21 protein-coding genes are annotated in these 21,115 nt (G+C 60.3%); 3 read left to right on the plus strand and 18 right to left on the minus strand.

What is annotated here, in order from left to right; translation table 11 throughout:
* The 15 genes from ACILSL_RS21575 to ACILSL_RS21645 all read right to left on the minus strand — a co-directional run.
* A partial coding sequence (locus tag ACILSL_RS21575) for a hypothetical protein (protein ID WP_395734136.1) occupies nt 1-377 on the minus strand: 377 nt, incomplete at its 3' end.
* Between the two features lie 76 nt (nt 378-453).
* Entirely contained in the window at nt 454-3,174 is a 2,721-nt protein-coding gene (locus ACILSL_RS21580; RefSeq protein ID WP_395734137.1) for a secretin N-terminal domain-containing protein, read from the minus strand.
* A 50-nt stretch (nt 3,175-3,224) separates the two neighbouring features.
* Complete coding sequence (locus tag ACILSL_RS21585; RefSeq protein WP_395734138.1) at nt 3,225-3,848, minus strand: hypothetical protein; 624 nt, start codon at nt 3,846-3,848, stop codon at nt 3,225-3,227.
* A 21-nt stretch (nt 3,849-3,869) separates the two neighbouring features.
* Nucleotides 3,870-4,001: a hypothetical protein gene (locus ACILSL_RS21590; protein ID WP_395734139.1), complete on the minus strand. Its 132-nt coding sequence runs from the start codon at nt 3,999-4,001 to the stop codon at nt 3,870-3,872.
* Complete coding sequence (locus tag ACILSL_RS21595) at nt 3,998-4,567, minus strand: GspMb/PilO family protein (RefSeq protein WP_395734140.1); 570 nt, start codon at nt 4,565-4,567, stop codon at nt 3,998-4,000. Before ACILSL_RS21595 ends, ACILSL_RS21590 begins: the two co-directional genes overlap by 4 nt.
* Before the next feature lie 21 nt (nt 4,568-4,588).
* Nucleotides 4,589-5,806: a hypothetical protein gene (locus tag ACILSL_RS21600; protein ID WP_395734141.1), complete on the minus strand. Its 1,218-nt coding sequence runs from the start codon at nt 5,804-5,806 to the stop codon at nt 4,589-4,591.
* A gap of 99 nt (nt 5,807-5,905) precedes the next feature.
* Nucleotides 5,906-6,856 (minus strand): general secretion pathway protein GspK, encoded by a 951-nt coding sequence (locus ACILSL_RS21605; RefSeq protein ID WP_395734142.1) that lies wholly within the window; start codon nt 6,854-6,856, stop codon nt 5,906-5,908.
* Complete coding sequence (locus ACILSL_RS21610; RefSeq protein ID WP_395734143.1) at nt 6,853-7,836, minus strand: type II secretion system protein; 984 nt, start codon at nt 7,834-7,836, stop codon at nt 6,853-6,855. Before ACILSL_RS21610 ends, ACILSL_RS21605 begins: the two co-directional genes overlap by 4 nt.
* Complete coding sequence (locus ACILSL_RS21615) at nt 7,811-8,215, minus strand: hypothetical protein (RefSeq protein ID WP_395734144.1); 405 nt, start codon at nt 8,213-8,215, stop codon at nt 7,811-7,813. The genes ACILSL_RS21610 and ACILSL_RS21615 overlap by 26 nt, the downstream gene beginning before the upstream one ends.
* Nucleotides 8,212-8,940: a Tfp pilus assembly protein FimT/FimU gene (locus ACILSL_RS21620; RefSeq protein ID WP_395734145.1), complete on the minus strand. Its 729-nt coding sequence runs from the start codon at nt 8,938-8,940 to the stop codon at nt 8,212-8,214. The genes ACILSL_RS21615 and ACILSL_RS21620 overlap by 4 nt, the downstream gene beginning before the upstream one ends.
* Nucleotides 8,941-8,943: 3 nt before the next feature.
* Nucleotides 8,944-9,405 (minus strand): type II secretion system major pseudopilin GspG, encoded by a 462-nt coding sequence (gene gspG, locus ACILSL_RS21625; RefSeq protein WP_395734146.1) that lies wholly within the window; start codon nt 9,403-9,405, stop codon nt 8,944-8,946.
* A gap of 65 nt (nt 9,406-9,470) precedes the next feature.
* Nucleotides 9,471-10,703 (minus strand): type II secretion system F family protein, encoded by a 1,233-nt coding sequence (locus ACILSL_RS21630; protein WP_395734147.1) that lies wholly within the window; start codon nt 10,701-10,703, stop codon nt 9,471-9,473.
* Between the two features lie 5 nt (nt 10,704-10,708).
* Complete coding sequence (locus ACILSL_RS21635; protein ID WP_395734148.1) at nt 10,709-11,005, minus strand: type II toxin-antitoxin system RelE/ParE family toxin; 297 nt, start codon at nt 11,003-11,005, stop codon at nt 10,709-10,711.
* Nucleotides 11,002-11,241 (minus strand): addiction module protein, encoded by a 240-nt coding sequence (locus tag ACILSL_RS21640; RefSeq protein WP_395734149.1) that lies wholly within the window; start codon nt 11,239-11,241, stop codon nt 11,002-11,004. The genes ACILSL_RS21635 and ACILSL_RS21640 overlap by 4 nt, the downstream gene beginning before the upstream one ends.
* 37 nt (nt 11,242-11,278) lie before the next feature.
* Complete coding sequence (locus tag ACILSL_RS21645; RefSeq protein ID WP_395734150.1) at nt 11,279-12,976, minus strand: GspE/PulE family protein; 1,698 nt, start codon at nt 12,974-12,976, stop codon at nt 11,279-11,281.
* A gap of 112 nt (nt 12,977-13,088) precedes the next feature.
* Between ACILSL_RS21645 and ACILSL_RS21650 the strand changes: the two genes are divergently transcribed.
* From ACILSL_RS21650 to ACILSL_RS21660, 3 genes are read left to right on the plus strand one after another with little or no spacing between them, the layout of a single operon-like run.
* On the plus strand, nt 13,089-13,712 hold the full coding sequence (locus ACILSL_RS21650) for a L,D-transpeptidase (RefSeq protein ID WP_395734151.1): 624 nt from the start codon (nt 13,089-13,091) through the stop codon (nt 13,710-13,712).
* Nucleotides 13,713-13,730: 18 nt separating this feature from the next.
* Entirely contained in the window at nt 13,731-14,975 is a 1,245-nt protein-coding gene (locus ACILSL_RS21655) for a 4-hydroxy-3-methylbut-2-enyl diphosphate reductase (RefSeq protein ID WP_395734152.1), read from the plus strand.
* A 1-nt stretch (nt 14,976) separates the two neighbouring features.
* Nucleotides 14,977-15,402: an acyl-CoA thioesterase gene (locus ACILSL_RS21660; protein ID WP_395734153.1), complete on the plus strand. Its 426-nt coding sequence runs from the start codon at nt 14,977-14,979 to the stop codon at nt 15,400-15,402.
* Between the two features lie 123 nt (nt 15,403-15,525).
* On the opposite strand, the gene ACILSL_RS21665 is transcribed toward ACILSL_RS21660, so the two are convergent.
* From ACILSL_RS21665 to ACILSL_RS21675, 3 genes are all read right to left on the minus strand, one after another.
* Nucleotides 15,526-18,117: a DNA topoisomerase III gene (locus tag ACILSL_RS21665; protein ID WP_395734154.1), complete on the minus strand. Its 2,592-nt coding sequence runs from the start codon at nt 18,115-18,117 to the stop codon at nt 15,526-15,528.
* 407 nt (nt 18,118-18,524) lie between these two features.
* The gene (locus tag ACILSL_RS21670; protein ID WP_395734155.1) at nt 18,525-19,904 is read right to left on the minus strand and encodes a UDP-glucose 6-dehydrogenase; all 1,380 of its coding nucleotides are present in this window, start codon (nt 19,902-19,904) and stop codon (nt 18,525-18,527) included.
* A gap of 21 nt (nt 19,905-19,925) precedes the next feature.
* Nucleotides 19,926-20,921: a UDP-glucuronic acid decarboxylase family protein gene (locus tag ACILSL_RS21675; RefSeq protein WP_395734156.1), complete on the minus strand. Its 996-nt coding sequence runs from the start codon at nt 20,919-20,921 to the stop codon at nt 19,926-19,928.
* Nucleotides 20,922-21,115: the final 194 nt, after the last annotated feature.

Genomic DNA, 21,115 nt, shown 5'->3' on the forward strand with positions numbered 1-21,115 from the left:
ATGTCGCGAACCTTGTCTGCAAAGACATCGAGATTCTCGGGAATGCTGAAGGAGCGACAGCCGGGCGGTGTGTGCTGCACGGGCAAACCCAGTTTTGATTCGGCGTACGCCTTCAGCGGCCTCCCGGTCTGATGGCCGATGATGTCGTGCCGCAGCAGGTTCAGCGCCAGGCCTGCGGTGCGCGGCAGCACTTCTGGCAGCACGGCTTGATTCAGCACCGCCAGCGTCTGCGCCGGATCTTCTCCATAGTAGGGGACAAACGGGGCCTCAGTGACGAGTTCGCCATTCGAAACACGCAGCACCTGGCGCGTGGCCGAGGTGCCGTGGGCGATGCGAAAAGGCTCGCTGAGATGAAGGGTTTTGATCTCGAAGTGCAAGGATCCCAGTCAAAGGTCAAGAGCCCCGCTGGTCAAGGAGTCCTGTCTCGATCTTGGCCGGTTTTCCCTTTGCGTATCACTGCGGCTTCGGGTCGCGGCTGAACATCCGCTGGAAAAAATTCTTCTTCTTGGCTGGAACTTCGACAGGCTCCGGCGCGGGTGGCGGCGGCACTTGCGGAAACCGCTGGGCCGCCTGGGCACCGGAGGTGGTGCGGATGTCTTCGCTCAGGGAGGTCTCACGCACGCTCTCGGTGTCCGTCACCACCTGCGGCTGGATGAAGACGATCAGTTCCTTGCGGGTGACGCTGTTGTTGTCCGTGCGGAAGAGCTTGCCCAGGCCGGGGATCTTGCCCAGCACGGGAATGCCGTTTTGAGAAAGGTTTTTTTCCTCGGAGATCAGGCCCCCGAGCACGATGGTGTTGCGGTCCGGGATGGTGACGGAGGTGACGAGCTGCTCGGTCCCGATGATGGGCACAAGATTGGGTGTGATGAGCTGGGTGCCGATGAGAGTGTCGTTGATTTGAGAAATCGTGAGCGTCACTTCGCCATCGGTGTTGATCAGCGGCACGACTTCGAGCTTCAACACCACATCAAGATAGCTGGTGGTGGAAGTCACCGTCCCGTTGAGGTTCGAGGCATTGGTCACCGTGCTCGCAGGGTAGGGAACCTTGCGGCCGGAGGAAATGACGGCCTTCTTGTTGTTCAGCGCGAAAATCGAGGGCCTGGAGAGAACTTTGAAATTGCTGTTGGCCTGCAGCGCGTTGAGAAACACGCCCAGACCGCTGCCGGCGGCTCCATACAAGTTCAGGCCGGAGGTGGGGCCGAAAGGCGCGGTGATGGCATTGGTGCGCAGGTCATTGATGGCGCGCCCCGCGCCGCCTGTCGAACCCAGAATGTCCGTGCGGCTGGTGATGCTGCTGGCGCTGAAGTTCTTGTTCGTGAGGGAAGAGATGTAATCCACCCCGGTGACCATCGTGTCGGTCAGGGTGAGTTCACCGATGACGGTGGCGAGGTACACCTGGGAGGGCTTGCGGTCGAGTTTGTCGAGCAGCGCATCGACTTTGGTAATCTCCTCCTGCCGGCCGATGACAATGATGGTGTTCGACATCGGATCGGCCACGATGCGGCTCTTGCCCACCAGCACGGAGACCGGCGCATTGTTTTCCGTGGGGCCGGAGACGACGTCAGCGCGTGATCCGCCCGTGCTGCCAGTCGTCGTGGCGCCGGTGGTTCCTGTTGTTGCACTGGCCGTGTCAGAGCCGGCTGCGGAGGAGGCGGTGTTGCCCACCACGCCGCCTCGGGTGCCCTGCGTGGTTCTGCCGCCGAGGAGCTGGCTGCTGTTCGTGGCCAGCACCTGCTGCCGCTGCTGCTGGATGCTGCCCCCGCCGGGCAGCTGCGTGGTGCCGGCATTCACTTCCTGCAGCCGGTCCACCAGCGCACTCAGGACATCCAGCGCGGCGGCGTACTTGAGCTTGCGCTCATACGGCTCCGTGCTGTCCAGCGGCTTGTCAAATTCAGCAATGAGGCTGGCGACGTAGGTGTAGTCCAGCGGCGAAGCGACGACAAGAATCTGGTTCAAGCGCGTGTCCGCCACCACCTGCGTGCTGGGCTGGGGATTCAGCGCATTTTGATTCAATGACACAGACAAACTGTTTGGCGCTGAGGAGGGCGGCTTGGGGGCGTTGTTATCACGGCCATCACTGGCGGCAGCACCACGGATGGTGTTCACGCCCTTTGTTTCCTTTTCCTGCGCCTGCGCATTCAAGGTGGCTTGAATGATCTGGGCGATCACGGCCGCGTCGGCAAATTTGATGGGAATGAATTTCGTGACCAGCGTGGAGCCGGTGTCGCCGAGATCAATGGCTTCGCGGATGCCGATGAGCTGCTTCACGATCGTGGCGCTCTCCGTGATCAGCAGACCCGGAGGCGAGGTCACGGGTGTGATGCGACCGTAAGCCCCCAGGCCGACATGACCTGAGAACATCGTGGCCGCTTCCTCGGGATCGAGGAAATCGAGCTTCATGAAGTAGGACACGATGCTTTCTCCCTCCGGGATCTCCTTGGCGCTCGTGTAAAACCTCACCCCGTGGGAGAACTGCACGGCATTCGCGCTTTGATTGCGCGCGGGCAGGATCTTCGCGCTGTTGCTGCCCGGCTCTGCGACGATGGCGTAGCCATTCGCAAGAAGTGAGGCTTCGATGAGCTTGATCGCTTCAGCCTTGGGCACCTGCTTGGGGGTGACGAGGCTGATGGTGGCTCCTTCAAAAATGTTGGTGTCCTTGATCAGCGTGTAGCCCGTGAGCTTCTCATAGATCGCCAGCAGGTCGGCCACCGGATTGTTGGCAAACTGCATCATGACGTTGTCACCGGTGATCTGGAAAGACTCGGCCTCTCCTGATGTACCACCAGCGCCGTCAGCACCCATGCCGCCAGGCCCGCCAAAGCCGCCACCCGGTGCACCGAAGCCGCTACGGCGGCCAAATCCACCGCGTCCGCCGCTAGGGAAGCCGCCGCCAGGAGGTCCGCCGCCGGGTGGGCGCATACCATCGGGGGGGGCGGGTGCGGTGCCGTCGGCTGCGGGGACCACGGGCGCTGGCGTTGCCACGGGCGCGGGAAGGGGAGGGGGCGGTGTGGTGGCCGTGGGGGGCGGCGTCGTGGCCGCAGGCGTTTCCGTCGCGGCTGCCGCAGGAGCTGCCGCAGGTGTCGGCGGCGGGGCTGGTGGGACGATGCTCTGCCCGCGCACAACGGCGGAGATGGCAAACAGAAGCGTGGTGAGGGCAGGAAGACAACGATGCATGCGAAAGGGATAGGGCGTGAGTGGCAGGTGGGGGGCTTCAGCGGGGCGCGTTATTTGCCCCCGCCGTCTTCTTTTTGGATCTTCTCAAACATGGTGCGTATGGCATTGCGGCGCTCCTCCTCAGGGGCGTTGCGGAACTTTTCATCGCTGAACTTTTCGCGCATGGCGTTGCGGAATTTATCCTTGGCCTTCTCAGAGAGGCTTTCGTATTTTTTCCTGTCTTCCTCGCTGGGGCCTCGGCTGCCTCGGCTGAGCCGGTCTCCGCTGGAGGAGTCAGGGCGCGGGCCTTTGTCGCCCTTGTCACTTTTGCCCTTGGTCAGGTCGTTCTTGTCCAGCACGCTGTGCCGGATGCTGAAGGTCTCTCCGCCGATGGCAATCTTGGCCTGGGCCCGTTCAATGTTGGTGGTGGGCAGCGCTTCAATCAGTTTCCAGCCTTTGAGATTGGGTTCTTCGCTGACGACCAGGGACTGCTTCTCGTTCTTGTCAAAGATGGTCACCACGGGCTTGCCGTTCACGTAGGCCATCCCTGTCAGCACCAGAGAGTCAGAGATGCTCACGATGCGGGTGAACGGGGAGTTCTGAATGATTGCGCTCAAAGACGTCGCATCAAACGGCTGTGGCAGGTCGGGGTCCACCGGACCGGCGGGTGCGGCGGGGGCCGCAGGCGCGGCCATGGGTTGCTGCGGCTCCAGAATTTAGTCACCGGGCAGGGCCAGCAGATCCGAAGTCGAGATCGGTGCGTCCGCTGGCGCTGCGGGTACGATGGACTGGGCGTGCAGGCTCAGTCCCGCGCCCAGCATCAGCAGAGTGGTGAAAAGCATTTTCATGGCTGGAATCCGTTTTCGGGTTTGAACCAGCGCGCCAGGACGAGGTTGCACAAGGCCTGGGGTGTCTTTTCTTTAGCCTTGGCGTCGATCTCCAGCTCAAGCTGCTTGATGGCTTGAAACTTCTCCGGCGACTGCAAGGTGGCCAGCCAGCCCAGCAGCGTGGTTTGATCCCCACGCAGTCGCACTTCCACGGCCACCTCACGGTACACGGAGGCGTTCGCCTTGCTGTCCGCCGCATCCGGCAGCAGCTGCTGCTTCTGCACCTGCAGCTGGTAATCGAGCGCCACATTTTGAATCTCTTCCAGCAGTTTGGCCTGCGCCGTGCCCAGGCTCTCGGTCGTCGGCATGCGCTGCTCCATCCAAGCCGAGCGCTTGTCCCAGAACTCCCGGTCGGCCATCCAGTGGCTGTTCTCCTTCTTCTCATTCTCCAGCGAGGTGATGCGCGCCAGCACCGCCGTGCGGCGGTCCAGAAACTGCTTCAGCATGATGAACGTCGCCATCAGCACCAGGGCGCCGATGCAGGCTCCGAGCAGTTTCTTTTCACGTTGGGTGAGGGCGAGGGCCATGGAATTTTGAAAACGGGTGCGTTACGGCAGTTTGCCCTGAGCACGGAAGGAGGCCGTGGTGCCTTTGACTTCAGGCCGGGGATTCGTCCATTCATAGCGGCTCAGGACGCGGTTCTTTTTAAAGTCTTCGATGAACTGAAACGCCAGCTGCGCATCCCGTGCTTCACCACGGATGTCGATCTCCTTGCCCTTCACTTCAAACTTGCGGATGACGATGCCGCTGCCCGGCATGATGCGGTTGATCTCACCCAGCAGAAACAGCGGATACCGCTGCGGCTCGATGGCCGGTGCCAGCACTTTCCAGCGTTCGTTCGCCTTGCGCACCGCAGCCGCCGGCTCGCTCGTCACCTCCACTTCCTCGGCCAGTGTCTCAGCGCGCTTCTCCTGAAAATGCAGATACGCAAAGCCCAGGAATGCCAGCGAGGCATACAGCATGCCACCCAGCACCAGCGCACGGATGAGCTTGGAGCGCTGGGTGCTGGTGCTGATCGCCGTCCGCACCCCTGAGGGCAGCATCTTCGTCCAATGACGCGTTTCCAGAGCGCCATTCGGCGGCAGGTCCGCGAGGACACGCACCGGCAGTTCCAGAACGGAGCTCAGCCGTGTGGTGAGCCCCTTGTCAAAATTCGCGCCCACCAGCGCCACTCCGCTGATCGTGTCCGGTCCGAGTTCGGACTCCAAGGTCAGCCTTGCCAGCGTGATCTCCAGCGTCAGCGCCTCTTCAGCCGCCGGGGCCTTGGCAAAAATGTGGCTGTGGTAAAGCTTGCCCTGATGACTGGCCGCCAGCACCAGATCTCCCTGTTCTTCAATGATGACAATGTGGCCGGCAGGCAGCTGCGCCAGCCTCAGCGCGGCGGTGTAGTCGCTGGCGTGGGAGGCGGCAAGTGCTTCCGGGAACGGCTCGGCCAGGATGTCCACACTCACGATGGCCAGCCCGCCGTTCTGGCCCAGCAGCTGCCAGCGGTAGTTCCTGCCCACGGCATCCTGCTCCAGCTTGAAGCCGCGCCTTTCCAGTTGCGTCGTAATGATCTGCTCCAGCAGCTCCGCATCCGTCTGCGGCAGGATCAGCCCGATCGTCCGGCACGCGGACGCGGGCAGTCCGATCAGCAGCGGTTTGCTCACATGTTTCGCCTCGGCCGGGCTTTCCACCGTCTCTGCGCTTGTGGTCGCACGCGGCTTCCACACACGCCAGGAGGCATCAGGGGCGGGGAGGAGCAGGGTGGTGGCGGCGAGTGACATTCGTGAAAAGGCTTGGTAGAACGCGCGATGGCGTGGGAAGTTGCGTTATTGAATGACGATTATCGAATGTCGGGTGATGCGCTGGTTGTCGAGTCCGTTTTACTCCTCAATCCGTCCGAGATAGGTCACCGCTCCCGTCGTCTGATCGCGCCGGGTGACGAGGATGATTTTTGAGCGCTTCGTCCCCACCCAGCCGATGCTGGTGATGCGGCGCAGCGTCGTGTCGCTGTCATTGACGATGCCGCTCACGGCGTTCAGCCGGTCCCCATTGAGACCGAGTATCTGGTAAGCCTCCGTCGCACGGATTCGGCGGTCATCCTCTGTCCCCGGAATGCCATCCCCGCCATCGCGTTCGCTGATGAAGCGCTGCACATCGTTTTCAGATGCCCCGGTGATCGCCAGCAGCACATCCTTGAAAACCGTGCGCAGGTCGATCTGGCCTTCGCCGTAGATGCTGAAAAAGTTGCGCCAGTCCGGCTTCTTGCGGTCCACGGCATCCATGCCGCGCACCAGAATCATTTCTTCCACGCGTATGAAGCCCCGGTTGCGTGGCGCATCATAGATCCCCAGGCTCTTGTAATACTCGGCCTCGGCACCGTTGGCGCGCTGCGTGCTGTCATTGTCCACCCAGTCCGCCAGTGAATCCGCCGCCACTCCGGCGTCTTCCGCATTGAGCTGCCAGTAGATGAAAAGATTGTAGATCGCCTCGCGCAGCCGCTCGTCCGTGATGTAGTTGATCGGAAGGCGAGCGCCTTCGTAGTTGATCACCACATCAAAGCCGCTGTCCGGCCCCACCTTCTGCTTCATCACAATGTCACCCCGCCGCGTGCTGGGGTGCAGACCCACGGCGATGCCGCTCTCCGCGAGGTGCAAGGCGCGAAAATCATACGCCGCCTGTTTGGATTCCTCCGCACTGTAGCTGATGTACTCCACCACCCCCATGACCGTGACGGACATGAGCAGGATGGCCCAGATCATCAGCATGAGCGCGGAGCCCCGTGCCGAAGCCGGACGTGCGGGGCAAAATGTTGCGAGAGAGTGTGTCTTCATGGCCCGGCACCTCCTCCGCCACCGGGGGGGGCACCTCCGCCGCCGCCACCGGGAGGTCCACCCCCACCGCCTCCTCCGGGGCCACCGCCTGGCCCACCAGGGCCTCCGCCGCCTGGGCCACCGCGGCCACCACCACCGCCCGGGCCGCCTCCAGGACCGCCGCCCGGGCCACCACGTCCGCCACCCTGACCGCCTTGGCCGTTGTTGCCACCGGCTACAGCCGGCCCGCCCTGCTGATTGTTATTATTGGTGTTGTTATTGTTGCCGTTGTTCGTCGGGGCTCTGCCAGCGACCAAGGTCAGCACCGGCAGGCTGAAAACCATGCGCACCGGCAGCGTCCGGTTCTTCATCACCAACTGGCCTTCGATCAAGTCCGGCCAGTTCGACTTGCTCCACTCTTCATACCACGTCTCCTCTTTCTCCACATAGAAGCGCCATTTGAACGACACCACATCCGGCAGCAGCGGCATCCAGTACCGCCCCTCCGTGTCGGGCGCATAGATTCCCGTCGTGGACTGCTGGATGCCCGACTTCATGTCCCCGGTCTGCGGGATCAAATCCTCCCGTGAGAGGCTCAGGTAGTTCAGCGGTTTTTGGTTGTCGTCCACCACCGCCTCCGGGTAGGGCCGCAGGCTCAGGATGGTGTCCTTGGAAGTGATGGGATTGCTGCCAAAAGGAAAGCAGTCTGGCGAGCCGGTGATGGTCAGTTCTTGAATCACCGGGTCCGTGCCTTGCACTAGTTTGAGAGCCAGCGTGGCCGTGCTCGGCAGCGTGGCAAACGTGCGCCGACACAGTTCAATGTACCGGTTCATGGAGTCGCTCTCGCGCTGGATGTGCTCGATCTCCGAAGCCCCGCGCACCGAGCCGCGGATGATCGCAAACAGCGTCGCCGTGATCATCGAGAGAATCGTGATGCCGATCACCACCTCGATCAGTGTGAAGCCGGAATGCCGTCTACTGCTGGGCGGGTTTATAGACATAGACGTTCAGGGTGTCCTCCTGCGGTACCCCGTCAAAAGACGAGGTCGCGTGGATGGTGAGTTTGTACATGTCGCTCAAGATGCCGCCGCTGGTGGTCTTCAGCGACAGCGCCTCCGTGCTGGTCGTATAGGTGATCCCGTAGGTCGTGTCCGAGATGGTGGTGCTCATCTTGGCCAGCGGCTTGTTCCGCAGCTCTTCAAACACATTGCGCATCCCGATGCGGATGATCTGGTCTCGCTTCAGCAGGTTCGCCGTCTCCAGCGCCTGGTTCAGCGACTTCGCCAGACCCAGCACTGCCAAGGCAAAAATCGTCAGCGCCAGAACCAGTTCGAAAAGGATGTAGCCGCGCGAGGCCCGGCGATGGAATGTCGCTTTCATCGCAAGTCCACGGTCTCCTTCACAATGTCTGCCGTCAGTGCCGCAAACTCCACATCAAATGTCGAGGACGCGCCCTCCACATGAATCTTCAGCGGCTGGCAGACGCCGCTGGGCTGAAACACCCACAGCTTCACCATCTCACCCTCGATCGGCGTCGGCTCGGCATCATACCAGTGCTGGATCTGGTACTTCACCTCTTTTGGCAGCTCGTATTTTTCAGACCAGTATTCGTCATACTTTGGCGCGGGCGGGGCCAGCGGCAGTTCGGTGGTCTTGTTGGAGCGGCCGCCATTGTCGATATCCGTTTTATCACCTTCCTCGATCGTGCTCTCCACAGCAGGTGCTGCTTCGCCTGCCGCAAGAAACTCATTCAGCTCTGTGAGCTGCAGGTACGGATTGAAATAGCGGGACGCCGTGAATCCCGTGGCATGGAAAGCCACCTGGTAGGGCCGCTTCTCCTGCATCGCGCGCATCCGCGCCTCACGCGCCAGTTTGAGCAGCGCCGTGACCGGCTCCCGTGCCAGCCGCTCATCCTGGAATCCTTTCAGCATCGGCACCGTCGCCGCCGCCAGCACCGCGACGATGGTCAAAGCGATGACGATTTCTATTAGCGTGAAAGCACGTGCGCGAGATACTGGCGAATGCCGAATGAAGAAGCCGTGACGGGTGGTGAGAGGCTCACTCGCGTCATGGCTGGTCTTCGTGCTTCGGCATGCGAGGTTCATGGATTATTTGGCTGCCGTGCTCTTCCAATTTCCGACGTCATCGCCGCCGCCATTGTCATCAATGCCATTGGGGCCGATGGACCAGAGATCGAAAGCTTTTTTGGATTTTTGAGAAGGGAAGCGATACTTGTATTCCTGTCCCCACGGATCTTTTGGCACGTCTTCAAGGAGGCCGTCTTTATAGCTGTCTGGGATGGGCTCGATGGTTGGTTTTTCGACGAGTGCCTTCAATCCTTGTTCAGTCGTGGGCATGCGCAGGGCTCGAGATTCGTAAACCTGCAGTGCGACACTGATGGTGCCGAAATCGCTTTGAACCCGGCTTTCTTTGGCGGCTTCAGGCAAACCTTTCAGCATGTAGATGGTGCCCCCGGCCAGAATGGCAATGATGGTCATCGTGATCACGATTTCGATGAGCGTGAAGGCGGCGGTGAGGTGTACTTGGGAGTGCTGTGGGCGGATTTTCATGATGGGACGATTGAATAGGATTTATGAGGGTATGAACAAAAAGAAATGAGGTTGGTTTCGCCGCTTTAACCGCCACCACGGATGCCGGTGACGCTTTGGGCGATGGCTGCGACGATGGAAAAGGCAACGGTGCCAACCATGACTGCCATGAAAATGAGGATGACCGGTGTAATCATCGTCGTCATGCGTTTGATACGCTTGTCGAGTTCCTTATCATAACGCGTTGCACATTTTTCCATCGATTTACCGAGCTGGCCGGTCTGCTCGCCCACGGCGATCATGTCTGCCAGCAGCAGGGGGAAGCTGCCGACTTTGCGCAGGGTGTTGGAAAGCGGCGCACCTTCGGAGACCATGCTTGTGACCTTGGCGAGCAGCGCCTGGATGAAGACATTGGCGGAAATTTTGGAAACGAGGCGGATGCTGTTGAGCAGTGGCACGCCGTTGTTCACCAGATTGCCCAGCGAGTGGGCGAACTGCGCGTAGAAGCGCATGCTCATGATTGGGCCGAAGAGAGGGAGCTTGAGCTTGGCCTCGTCCCACCACATGCGGCCTGCCGGGCTGGAGATGTAGCCGCGGAAGGTCAGAACGGCGACAGTGATGAAAATGCCGAAGACCCACCACCACTGGCCCATGAATTGATTGAAGCTGATGAGCAGCTCGGTGACCGCCGGGAGTTTCTGGCCGTTTTTGCCCATCAAATCCATGATCTGCGGAACCATCACGGTCATGAATACGATCATGAGGACTACGCAGGCACCGATCAGGAACGCCGGGTAGATCATCGCCTGCGTCACCTTGGCCTGCAGGTCCGCCATCACGGCGAGATTGTTGGCCAGGCGGCGCAAAATGCTGGGCAGGGAACCGCTCACCTCGCCGGCGGCGGCCAGATTGCAGTAGAGATCGTCAAAGCTTGGGGAAGCCTTCCTCAGTGCCTTGGCCACCGAGGAGCCCTCTCGCAGCTCATTGCGCATGGTTGCGGCGATCTGCCGCAGCGCCCCGGTCTCCTGCCGCTCCTGCATCACCCGAAACGCCTGGTCAATCTGCAGCCCGCCATCCAGCAGATCCGCGAGTTCTTCGGTAAACAAAATGAGCTGCGCGCGCTTCAATTTCACCGGCCCACCCGTTGCCGCCGCGATCTTCGCTTTCGCCGCATCAGACTTTTCATCCTGCGTCACCTTCACCGGCGTCAGCGCCTGCGCCTCAATTTTTCGAAATGCCTCCGCACGCGAACCGACCGTGACAGATCCCGTGACAGTCTGTCCGGTGGTTGTGAGGGCGGTGTAGGTGAATGCGGGCATGGGGTTCAGCGCTTGCGAAGAATTTTGCGGATGAGTTTGGGATCGCGGCGGCTGTCGAGGATGGCGGCTATTTGTACGGTGTCGCCTTCGATCCGGTAATAGATCCCGTGCGGAAAACGCTTGGAAGCATAAAAGTGAAGGCCGAAGCGCTGCCGATGCACGCCACCAAACCCACCGAGGGTCTGAAGCTCTGCCTGCATTTTGTCGAGGAAATACCAGCCGGCTCCAGGTTCGTCCTCCTCGTAAAAGTGAAAGCTCTCGCGCAGGTCTTGTTTGGCATCATCTTCGAGAATCACATTCATGCCAGCTCTTTGCGCAGGTCATCGAAAGCCTGGTCTAGATCATGCCAGACAGCCTTGCCGCTTTGGATCTTTTCGAGACGCTTGCGCAGGATTTCTTCATGCCATGCCGGTGGCTCAATTTCTTCCTGATGATCTTCGACCACCTCCTTCCAGAGAAACTGGAAGGCCTGCCATTTCTGATCAGCCGTGAGCTGTTCGAGCATCAATGCAACGGGTGGATTGTCTTCGAGTATCATGGGGTGAGATTACTTATTCAAAGGTGGCTTTGCAACACTACTCAGTCGCCGCCGTCACCGTCATCACTTCCTCAATGGTCGTCACCCCTTGGGAAGCCTTGCGGAAGCCATACTGCCGCATGGGCACCATGCCGTCTTTCAGCGCCTGCGCCTTGAGTTCCATGGTGTTGGCGCGTTTGTTGATCTTGTCCTGCAAGGCTTCCGTCATGAGGCAGATTTCCATGATCGCCAGACGTCCGGTGAAACCCGTGTTGCGGCAGGCGCGGCAGCCCACGGGATTGAACAGCTTGTCCTTCCACTCCAGCGGGAAGCCAATGCTGCGCAGGTGGCTTTCTTCATGGTGCGCCGGCTGCTTGCACAATCCGCACAGCGTTCGCACCAGCCGCTGCGCCTGGAAGGCGCGCACCGAAGACGAAATCATGAACGGCTCGATGCCCATGTCGATGAGACGGGAGATGCCGCTGACGGCGTCGTTGGTGTGGAGCGTGGAGAAAACTAGGTGACCGGTCAAAGCACCTCGAATGGCGATCTCGACGGTCTCCTGATCGCGCATTTCCCCCACCATGATCACATTGGGGTCACCACGCAGAATGCTCCGCAGCCCGGCGGCAAAGGTGAGGTCGATCTCCGGCTTCACCGCGATCTGGATGATGCCGTCCAGCTTGTTTTCCACCGGGTCTTCGATGGTCACGATGCGGCGCTCCTTCGTGTTCAGCTCCTTGAGGAAGGTGTACAGCGTGGACGACTTGCCGGACCCCGTCGGACCGGTGACGAGGATGATGCCGTTCGGTGCCGCCAGCAGCTTGCGGATCGTTGCCTCCGTCGCCGGGTCGAGCCCGATGGCCTGCAGGTCGAATTTTTTGCGCGTCAGCAAACGAAGCGCGACGGATTCACCGTTCACGCTTGGGATGGTGGCCACACGCACGTCGATGGGCTCGCCATCCAGTTCCAGATTGATACGACCATCCTGAGGCAGGCGGCGCTCGGCGATGTCCAGATGCGCCATGATTTTCAGGCGGGAAATCAGCGATGCCTGCAGCAGCCGCATGTTCGGCGGCACCGGCACTTCCAGCAGCTTGCCGTCCACGCGGTAGCGGATGCGCAGATCGCGCTCCAGCGGCTCCACATGAATGTCCGTGGCACGCTCCTTCAGCGCCTCGCGGAAGATCTGGTTCACAAAGTTCAGCACCGTGGCCTCTTCGTCCGCCTCGTCCAGCACCGTGGTTTCCTGCTTCAGGTCATCGTGCTCGTCGCCGCCCTCGCGGCCTTCCAGCAGCTCTTCGAAATTTTCAGCCCCCACGCCGTAGCCTTGGTGCAGGGCTTCGAGGATGCGGTGGCGCGGGGCGATCTGCCAGTGCACGCGTTTGCGCAGTTCCTGCCCCACCGCCTGCCGTGCGCCGAGGTCGAAGGGATTGTAGGTGAGAATCGTCGCCTCGCCGCTGGCCACGTGCAGCGGGCAGATGCGATGGCGCAGCGCCAGCTTCGCGGGGAAGTTGTTGCGCAGACCTTCGGCGGCCTCACCCGCGCCCTCCTCTGCATACGGCATGCCCAGGCTGGTCGCCAGCTGGGCAAAAAAGCGGTCTTCATCCACCATCGTGCTGTCCACCACCGCATCCATGAGCGGCTGGCGGTTGTCGGAGGCCACTTCCAGGGCGTGGCGCAGCCGGGTGGGCTCCTCGCATCCGGCGCTGGCGGCGGTACGTACGAGGACGTCGATCAAAGTAGGGGTGGGCATGTGGGGCGATACAACGCCGAAACGAGGATGAAGTTTCGCACTCTCTGCAAGCTTATCATCCATAAAGAAAAACGTGGAGCGAGGGCAATCATGTGCTACATGCGCAGCCTCTATGTATTCCCCCCTCTCCATCCTTCGCGGTTCCCTCAAGGCACTTGTCTTTGCCGGGATCGCGCTCGCTCTGAGCAACTGCGCCGTCGCCAAGAAAGGCAGTTATTCCCTCAACTTTGATCCGCCCACCAAGCCGGTGAAAAACCCAGCGAATGTCCGGGTGAAAATGAGCACCGGCGCCCAGCGTGTTTACGTGATGGAAGGCAACGAGGTCCTTCTCGCCACCCCATGCTCCGTCGGGACCGCCAGCACCCCCACCCCAAAGGGCAATTTCACCATCTACAGCAAGGTGGCCAACCGCCGTCGTGTCAGCAGCCCCGGCGCTGGTTATCCGATGACCTTCTGGATGGAGTTCCAGTCTGCCTACGGCATGCACTGGGGCTGGGTGAAGCCCTATCCCTGCACCCACGGCTGCGTCCGCCTGCCGATCAAGTCCGCGCAAAAAATCTTCAGCATGGTCCGCACCGGCACCCCGCTCAACATCGCCGCTTCTCAGCCCGAAGACGCCACCATCGGCAAAACCCTGCCAGTTCTTGATGACAGCAGTCTCGCCGACCCGCCAGATTCGTATATGATGAGCAACAAGGTCTTCGAAGATGCCGCCAAGGGCAAAATGTATTACTAAAGCCTCCTGAATCCTCTCATGTCTGCACCCGCTCCAGCCGCCCGCCGTGTGAATGTTCGCACCCCGGAGGTGATGGAGCGTGTGCAGGCCGAGGTGGAAACCCACTACCGCAGCCACATTGTCGAGCAGATCCGCGCCAAAGGCAGCGTGATCCAGATCGGCAGCACCACGGTGCGCCTCGCCCGTGACTTCGGTTTCTGCTACGGCGTCGAGCGCGCCATCGATCTCGCCTACGCAGCCCGCAAAGTCTTTGCTGATCGTCGTGTTTTTCTGCTGGGTGAGATCATCCACAATCAGGAAGTGAACCGCCAGCTCACCGAAATGGGCGTGGTCAGCATCCCCAATGTCGATCATGAGTCCATGGTCGCCACCATGACCCCGGAAGACGTGGTCATTGTCCCCGCCTTCGGCGCGGAGACCCGCCTCATGAAGCTCATCGCCGCCCGCGGCTGCATGGTGGTGGACACCACCTGCGGAGATGTCATGAGCGTCTGGAAGCGCGTCCGCCAGTACGCCAAAACGGGCTTCACCTCCATCATTCACGGCAAGGCCAGCCACGAAGAAACCCGCGCCACCTCTTCCCGTGCCATGGGTGATGACGGCATGGGCAACTACCTTGTGGTGCTCACCCTGGCCGATGTCGATTACGTCTGTGACTACATCCGCAACGGCGGTGACAAGGAAGCCTTCATGAAGCGCTTCCCGGCCACTGCTCATTCTGACGGCTTTGACCCGGACCTGCACCTCACCCGCATCGGCGTCGCCAACCAGACCACCATGCTCAAATCAGAGACCGAGGAAGTCCAGCGCCGCCTCCGTCAGGCCGTCCTCGACCGCCACGGCCCCGAAGCCGGCGTTGCCAATTTCCAAGTCTTCGACACCATCTGCGGAGCCACCCAGGAGCGGCAGGACTCCCTCTTCGGCCTTTTGAAGCAGCCCCTTGACGTCCTCCTCGTCGTCGGCGGCTACAATAGCTCCAACACCACCCATCTCGTCGAAATCGGTGAGCAGCAGCTCCCCACCTTCTTCATCCGCACCGCCGGCTGCCTCAAATCCCTCGAGCAGATCGTCCACTTCGATCTTCACCTCAAGGCTGAGAAAGAAAGCTACTCCACCAAGCTCGCCGGAGACGGCCCCGTCACCGTCGGCATCACCGCCGGTGCCTCCTGCCCCAACAATCTCATCGAAGACACCGTCCTGCGCGTGTTTGGGCTGCGGGGTGTCGATGAAGCCGCTGTACGTGCCGCTTTGGATTTGAACTGACATGCAGGAAACACCGACCATTGAAACCCGCGAAGAAGTCATGTTCTTCGACACTGACTGCGGAGGCGTCGTCCACAACATCGCCTACCTCCGGATGATCGAGACCGCGCGCACCCGCCTCGCCGGTCTCATGGGCATGAAGCTGAGGGAAATGGCCCACACCCATCTTTTCCCCGTCGTCGTCCGCACCGAGATCGACTACAAAAAGCCCGCCAGGCTCGGCGACGAACTCATCATCCACGGCCGCCTTGAAACCGTCGAGCGCGTCCGCTTCTGGTGCGCCTTTGAAATGCGCCGCGCTGAAGACAACGCTCTTCTCATCACCTGCCGCCAGTCCCTGGCGCTGGTTCAAATGCCCGAAGGCAGGCCAGCCCGTCTCCCCGAAGACTGGAAGACGAAATACGCGCACCTGGCAAAAAACAAGTAGCCCAGTTGCGCTGCAACTGGGCTGACGGGAGCGGGGATCATCTTGATTCCTCTACGCTCCGCCTCGCTCATCGTTTCCAAATAGGGGATCAAGATGATCCCCATCCTATTTGCCGGCCAAGCTTCAGCGCCCGCTCACGCCCGCCGGCTTCTTCGCCTTCTTCTCGGCCTTCGGTTTCGCTTCACGCGGTGGGAACTCCCAGCCCATGATGCGTTTCTCTCCCGGCGTGCAGACCAGGAAGGTGCTGAACGGACGGCCCCGTTTGGAAATCATGCCCGTGATCAGCGAGGTCTTGCCATCGACGAAGAACTCACGCGCATTTTCCGGCGTGATGTCCTTCTGGCACAGCTTCTTGGGCAGCCGCGCATTGCACTTGCTCGTCTCGGTGGCATTGATTTTGCACTGATACGCATCCGGCGTTTCGTAGATCTTCTCGCCCTTGCGGCCCTTCTTCGCGCATACCGGGCAGTCGGCGATCACCGGGCACTCGTCCCAGTTGATGCTGTCAGGATCTGAGCCGTCACCAAAGACAAAGGCGATCTTCATGTCGTCCTTGATCTGCAGCGCCGCGCTGAACTCCTTGCCCTTCTTGCTGCGGAAGCCTTCAAGCGGCCCGAGGAACCTTGTTTCGATCAGCGTACGGATTTCATCCTCGCTGAGTGCGCGGCTGGCCACGGTCTTGAAAACGCGCACCTTGCACTTCGGATTTTTGCAGCCGTAGAATTCCTCGGTCTGCTTGTAGCCTTCCTTGCTGCCGCACACGCCGCAGGTGGCCGGGAAGTCAGGGAACACCTTGTCCTTGGCGGCTTTGGAGTAGGCCTTGGTTTTTTCCACCACCTGCTTGGTCAGGTGACGGATGTCCCGCATGAAGCTGGCACGGTCCAGCTCGCGGTGTTCCATCTGGCGCAGCTTGTACTCCCACTGGCCGGTCATTTCCGGTGAACTCAGCGCATCAATGCCGATGGCGCTGATCTGCTCAATCAGGGCCAGTCCCTTGGCAGTTACATGGAAGTCACGCTGCACGCGCTCAATGTACCGGTCCATGATCAGGCCTTCGATGATCGCCGCACGTGTCGCAGGCGTTCCGAGACCACGTTCGCTCATCGCCTCGGCGAGTTCTTCGTCCTCCACCAGTTTCCCGGCGCCTTCCATCATGGAAAGAATCGTGGCTTCTGTGAAGCGCGGCGGCGGCTTGGTCTGGTGCTCGTTCACCTCGACATCCAGAGTCTCGGCCTTGTCGCCGGGATTCGCAGCCACCAGCAGTTTGGCAGCATCCTCGCCACCTTCAGCAGCTTCTTCAGCGGCCTTCTTGCCATACACACCCAGCCAGCCCGGCTCCTTGAGCACCTTGCCGTTGCTCTGGAAGGCGTCCTGGCCCACCCGCGTGATGCGTGTGGTCACTTCAAACTCGGCCGCAGGGAAAAACACCGCCACGAAACGACGGGCCACCATGTCGAACAGCTTCTGCTCGGCTTCGGGAAGTTCCTTCGGCGGAATCTGCCCCGTGGGGATGATGGCAAAGTGGTCGCTGACCTTGCTGCTGTCGAAGATGCGCTTGTTGGGCTTCACCCACTTCTTGTCCAGCGCCGTGGCAGCATGCGTGCCCAGCTCATGTGGCAGGGCGTCCTGCTTGCGGCTGTCGTGGCTGGCAAAAGTTTTGAGCGTGTCCGTCACCGTGCCAAGATAATCTTCCGGTAGGTGGCGTGAATCGGTACGAGGATAGGTCAGCACCTTGAACTTTTCATACAGCGCCTGCGCGATCTGCAGCGTGCGCCGGGCCGAGAAGCCGAAGCGGTTGCTCGCTTCACGCTGCAGGCTGGTCAGATCGTAGAGCAGGGGAGGAGCCTGACGCGTCGGCTTGGTGACCTGCTCGATGATGCCGGGCTTGCCTTTGCAGCGATCGGCGATCGCCTGCGCGGTGCCCTCGTCCCAGATGCGCTCGGCTTTCTTGTGCTCGTCGGTCTCGTCCTTCTTGAAGCTTTCATTGATCCAGCGGCCTGAATACTGGCCAGCCTTCACTTCAAACAGCGCGATGGCTTCAAAATACGTGCGCGGCACAAAGGCGGCGATGTCACGCTCGCGCTGCGCCAGCACGGAGAGCGTCGGCGTCTGCACCCGGCCCACCGGAGTGAGGCGGAAGCCGCCATGGCGGGAATTGAGCGCGGTCAGCGCACGTGTGCCGTTGATGCCCACCAGCCAGTCGCTTTCACTCCGGCACTTCGCCGCATCCGCCAGCGGCAGCATCTGCTCGTTGCTGCGCAAATGCTTGTAGGCATCGAGAATGGAGCCTTGGGTCATGGATTGCATCCACAGGCGCTGCACCGGCTTCTTGCAGCCGCTGGCGTCCATGATGTAGCGGAAAATCAGCTCACCCTCACGCCCGGCATCGCAGGCATTGATTACACTGTCCACATCCTTGCGCTTCAGCAGCTTGGTCAGCAGCTTATAGCGGTCCGCGCTTTGCTCGATGGGATTGAGTTCAAACTGCTCCGGCATGATCGGCAGGCTGGTGAAGCCCCAGCCGATTTTCTTACCGTCCACCATCGGCATGCCGAGTTCCAGCAAATGGCCCACGGCCGACGAGATCACGTGCGTGTCATTCTCATACCAGTCCTTCTCTTTGACGAAGGGCTTCATGCCGGGGGCTTTGGCAAGTGCGCGGGCAAGATCGGCTGCGACACTGGGCTTTTCGGCAATGATCAGGGCTTTGGGCATGTGCGTATGAACAGGTTATATCGGAAAAAGGGCGTACTTAGGGCATGCTTTCACCCCGGATGTCAAGGTGCGCGCTCATTAGACCGCAAATGGTTTACGCTGTTCAACACACTTCAGACTGTGATTCATCGGCAAACACACCCACGCGAACCAAGCCTCCCGCCCATCGATTCACCTGATCGCGCCGCCGATTTCGCTCCCGACGCATCGTCCATGGGAGCCAGCGATTCCGACCGCGATGCGTGGAAGCCAGGTCTTTCATCATGCGCAGGTGTTCATGCAGATACCGTTTCTCTGGTGCTGACTGGGCTGTGCATGGGCAGCCCGCAAGATGGAGCCCAAATTGAACGGGTTCTGCGGGGGGCATCCATCAGCGGGGAGCTGCGGGCAGGGGGGGGCGGTCTTTCCTACTCCTTCACCTCAGCAGGCAGCGGTTTGCCTATGCTGTAGACCTTGAAGCCGATTTGACGGAGCTTTGCGTGGTCCAGCAGGCTGCGACCATCAAAAATCCAGGCGGGCTTCACCATGGACTGGTAGATGGCTTCAAAGTCGAGCTGGCGGAATTCATCCCACTCGGTCAGCACCAAAAGGGCGTGTGCACCTGCGGCGGCCTCTGCGGCGCTGGCGGCAAACTCGACACTGGAATGGCTGCTTTCGATTTCGAGATCCTTGCAAATCTGGGCCGAGCCGACTTTTGGATCATAGATGGAGAGCATGGCGCGCTCCTCGATAAGATCCTTGCACACGTGGATGGCGGCGGATTCGCGGGTGTCGTTGGTGTCCTTCTTGAAAGCAAAGCCCAGGACGCCGATGCGTTTGCCGGTGACGGTGTTGAAGAGGGTGCGGAGCACGCGCTCGGCGAAGCGGTGTTTCTGCCAGTCGTTCATGATGATCACCTGATCCCAATAGGCGGCGACTTCTGGCAGTCCGAAATGGCCGCAGAGGTAGACAAGATTGAGGACGTCTTTCTGGAAGCAGGAGCCGCCGAAGCCGACCGAGGCCTTGAGGAATTTAGGACCGATGCGGGAGTCGGAACCAATGGCACGGGCGACTTCATCCACATCTGCGCCGGTCTTTTCGCAAAGGGCTGAGATGCTGTTGATGGAGGAGATGCGCTGGGCGAGGAAAGCGTTGGCGACGAGCTTGGAGAGTTCGGAGGACCAAAGGTTGGTGGTGAGGATGCGCTCACGGGGGACCCAGTTGGCATAGACGCTGACCAGTGTCTCAATAGCGGCCAGGCCACCTTCGGTCTGTTCGCCGCCGATGAGGATTCGGTCAGGACTGGTGAGGTCAACCACCGCGGTGCCTTCCGCGAGGAATTCCGGATTGGAGAGCACCTGATGCTTCAAGCCTTTCGCACTCGAAGCCAAAATGGTCTTGATGGCTTCTGCGGTGCGCACCGGGATGGTGCTTTTTTCGACGATGATTTTTGGTGAGTCCGCCACTTCGGCGATGGTGCGGGCCACAGCCTCAATGAAGCGCAGATCCGCCGCCTTGTGGGCACCGATCCCGAAGGTCTTGGTGGGGGTGTTCACGCTGACAAAGATGATGTCGGCTGCGTGGATGCTGCTTTTGACTTCGGTGGAGAAGAAGAGGTTTTTTCCACGGCAGGCACGCACGAGGTCATCGAGCCCCGGCTCATAGACGGGGAGTTCGTCGGAGTTCCAAGCGGCGATGCGCTCGGCATTGAGATCCACCACATCGACGCGGATGTGAGGGCATTTGGCGGCGATCATCGCCATGGTGGGTCCGCCGACATAGCCGGCGCCGATGCAACAAATTCTCATAAGCTTTTTAGATCGGGTAAATCAGTTCAGAGTCAATTTTTTCAGAGGCGCCTTCATCGGCCGCGGCTGTTTTGATGCCGGGCTTGCGAGCAGGTGGGCGAAATAAGCAATGGTGCGGTCGAGTCCCTCAGACAATGGAATTTTAGGCTCCCAGTCGAGACGTGTTTTCGCGAGGGTGATGTCCGGCTGGCGCTGCTTGGGATCATCTGCGGGGAGGGGGCGGAAGACGATCTTGGATTTGCCACCGACTTTGGCCAGGACCTGCTCGGCGAGGGCGAGCATGGTGAATTCACCCGGATTGCCCAGATTGACCGGGCCGGTGAAATCGTCCGTTTCCATGAACTTGATGAAGCCGCTGATGAGATCGTCCACATAGCAGAAGCTGCGCGTCTGCTGGCCATCGCCGTAGATGGTGATGTCATTTCCTTTGAGTGCCTGGACAATGAAATTGGAGACGACGCGGCCGTCATCCGGCAGCATGCGGGGGCCATAGGTGTTGAAGATACGGACGACGCGGATGTCCACGCCGTTCTGGCGGTGGTAGTCGAAGAAGAGGGTCTCGGCGACACGCTTGCCTTCGTCATAGCAGGAACGCGGTCCGATGGTGTTGACGTGGCCCCAGTAGCTTTCCGGCTGAGGATGGACTTCAGGGTCACCGTAAATTTCCGAGGTGGAGGCCTGGAAGACGCGGGCCTGGAGGCGGCGTGCGAGTCCGAGGACATTGATGGCGCCCATGACCGAGGTCTTGATGGTCTTGATGGCGTTGTACTGATAGTGGGGAGGGGAGGCGGGGCAGGCGAGGTTGTAGATTTGGTCCACCTCCACATTGATCGGCTGGGTGATGTCATGGCGCATGAACTCGAAGTTCGGATTGCTCATGAGATGGGCGATGTTCTGCTTGCGGCCCGTGAAGAGATTGTCCGCACAGATGATTTCGTGTTCCTGTTCCAGCAGGCGTTCGCAGAGGTGAGATCCGAGGAAGCCGGCTCCGCCAGTGATGAGGATGCGTTTTTTCATGGTTGAGTGCTGGTGGGGAGGTTTTTGTGTGGGCAAAAAAATTAGCGGGCGGCTGTCATGGCAGAACCTGCATGATCGGCCCTTGTGTTAGCTTAGTCAAAAGACAGCTTTTAGAATCGACGCAGGGGTGCTGCAATGAATAATGAACAAAGCTTCGAAGTCGTTGTAAAGCGTGGTCCGGTTGAAAACCTCGC

Source organism: Prosthecobacter sp. (assembly GCF_044222345.1).
Taxonomy (GTDB): Bacteria; Verrucomicrobiota; Verrucomicrobiia; order Verrucomicrobiales; family Verrucomicrobiaceae; genus Prosthecobacter.

Bases quoted from the DNA above. Each gene is read 5' to 3' on its own strand.
- ACILSL_RS21660 (WP_395734153.1), top strand. From the start codon at position 14,977: ATGCAGGAAACACCGACCATTGAAACCCGCGAAGAAGTCATGTTCTTC.
- ACILSL_RS21590 (WP_395734139.1), bottom strand. From the start codon at position 4,001: ATGAAAATGCTTTTCACCACTCTGCTGATGCTGGGCGCGGGACTGAGC.
- ACILSL_RS21630 (WP_395734147.1), bottom strand. From the start codon at position 10,703: ATGCCCGCATTCACCTACACCGCCCTCACAACCACCGGACAGACTGTC.
- ACILSL_RS21605 (WP_395734142.1), bottom strand. From the start codon at position 6,856: ATGAAGACACACTCTCTCGCAACATTTTGCCCCGCACGTCCGGCTTCG.
- ACILSL_RS21675 (WP_395734156.1), bottom strand. From the start codon at position 20,921: ATGAAAAAACGCATCCTCATCACTGGCGGAGCCGGCTTCCTCGGATCT.
- ACILSL_RS21585 (WP_395734138.1), bottom strand. From the start codon at position 3,848: ATGGCCGCGCCTGCGGCCCCCGCCGCACCCGCCGGTCCGGTGGACCCC.
- ACILSL_RS21650 (WP_395734151.1), top strand. From the start codon at position 13,089: ATGTATTCCCCCCTCTCCATCCTTCGCGGTTCCCTCAAGGCACTTGTC.
- ACILSL_RS21580 (WP_395734137.1), bottom strand. From the start codon at position 3,174: ATGCATCGTTGTCTTCCTGCCCTCACCACGCTTCTGTTTGCCATCTCC.
- gspG (WP_395734146.1), bottom strand. From the start codon at position 9,405: ATGAAAATCCGCCCACAGCACTCCCAAGTACACCTCACCGCCGCCTTC.
- ACILSL_RS21670 (WP_395734155.1), bottom strand. From the start codon at position 19,904: ATGAGAATTTGTTGCATCGGCGCCGGCTATGTCGGCGGACCCACCATG.
- ACILSL_RS21620 (WP_395734145.1), bottom strand. From the start codon at position 8,940: ATGAACCTCGCATGCCGAAGCACGAAGACCAGCCATGACGCGAGTGAG.
- ACILSL_RS21665 (WP_395734154.1), bottom strand. From the start codon at position 18,117: ATGCCCAAAGCCCTGATCATTGCCGAAAAGCCCAGTGTCGCAGCCGAT.
- ACILSL_RS21615 (WP_395734144.1), bottom strand. From the start codon at position 8,215: ATGAAAGCGACATTCCATCGCCGGGCCTCGCGCGGCTACATCCTTTTC.
- ACILSL_RS21610 (WP_395734143.1), bottom strand. From the start codon at position 7,836: ATGTCTATAAACCCGCCCAGCAGTAGACGGCATTCCGGCTTCACACTG.
- ACILSL_RS21595 (WP_395734140.1), bottom strand. From the start codon at position 4,567: ATGGCCCTCGCCCTCACCCAACGTGAAAAGAAACTGCTCGGAGCCTGC.
- ACILSL_RS21645 (WP_395734150.1), bottom strand. From the start codon at position 12,976: ATGCCCACCCCTACTTTGATCGACGTCCTCGTACGTACCGCCGCCAGC.
- ACILSL_RS21655 (WP_395734152.1), top strand. From the start codon at position 13,731: ATGTCTGCACCCGCTCCAGCCGCCCGCCGTGTGAATGTTCGCACCCCG.
- ACILSL_RS21635 (WP_395734148.1), bottom strand. From the start codon at position 11,005: ATGAATGTGATTCTCGAAGATGATGCCAAACAAGACCTGCGCGAGAGC.
- ACILSL_RS21600 (WP_395734141.1), bottom strand. From the start codon at position 5,806: ATGTCACTCGCCGCCACCACCCTGCTCCTCCCCGCCCCTGATGCCTCC.
- ACILSL_RS21640 (WP_395734149.1), bottom strand. From the start codon at position 11,241: ATGATACTCGAAGACAATCCACCCGTTGCATTGATGCTCGAACAGCTC.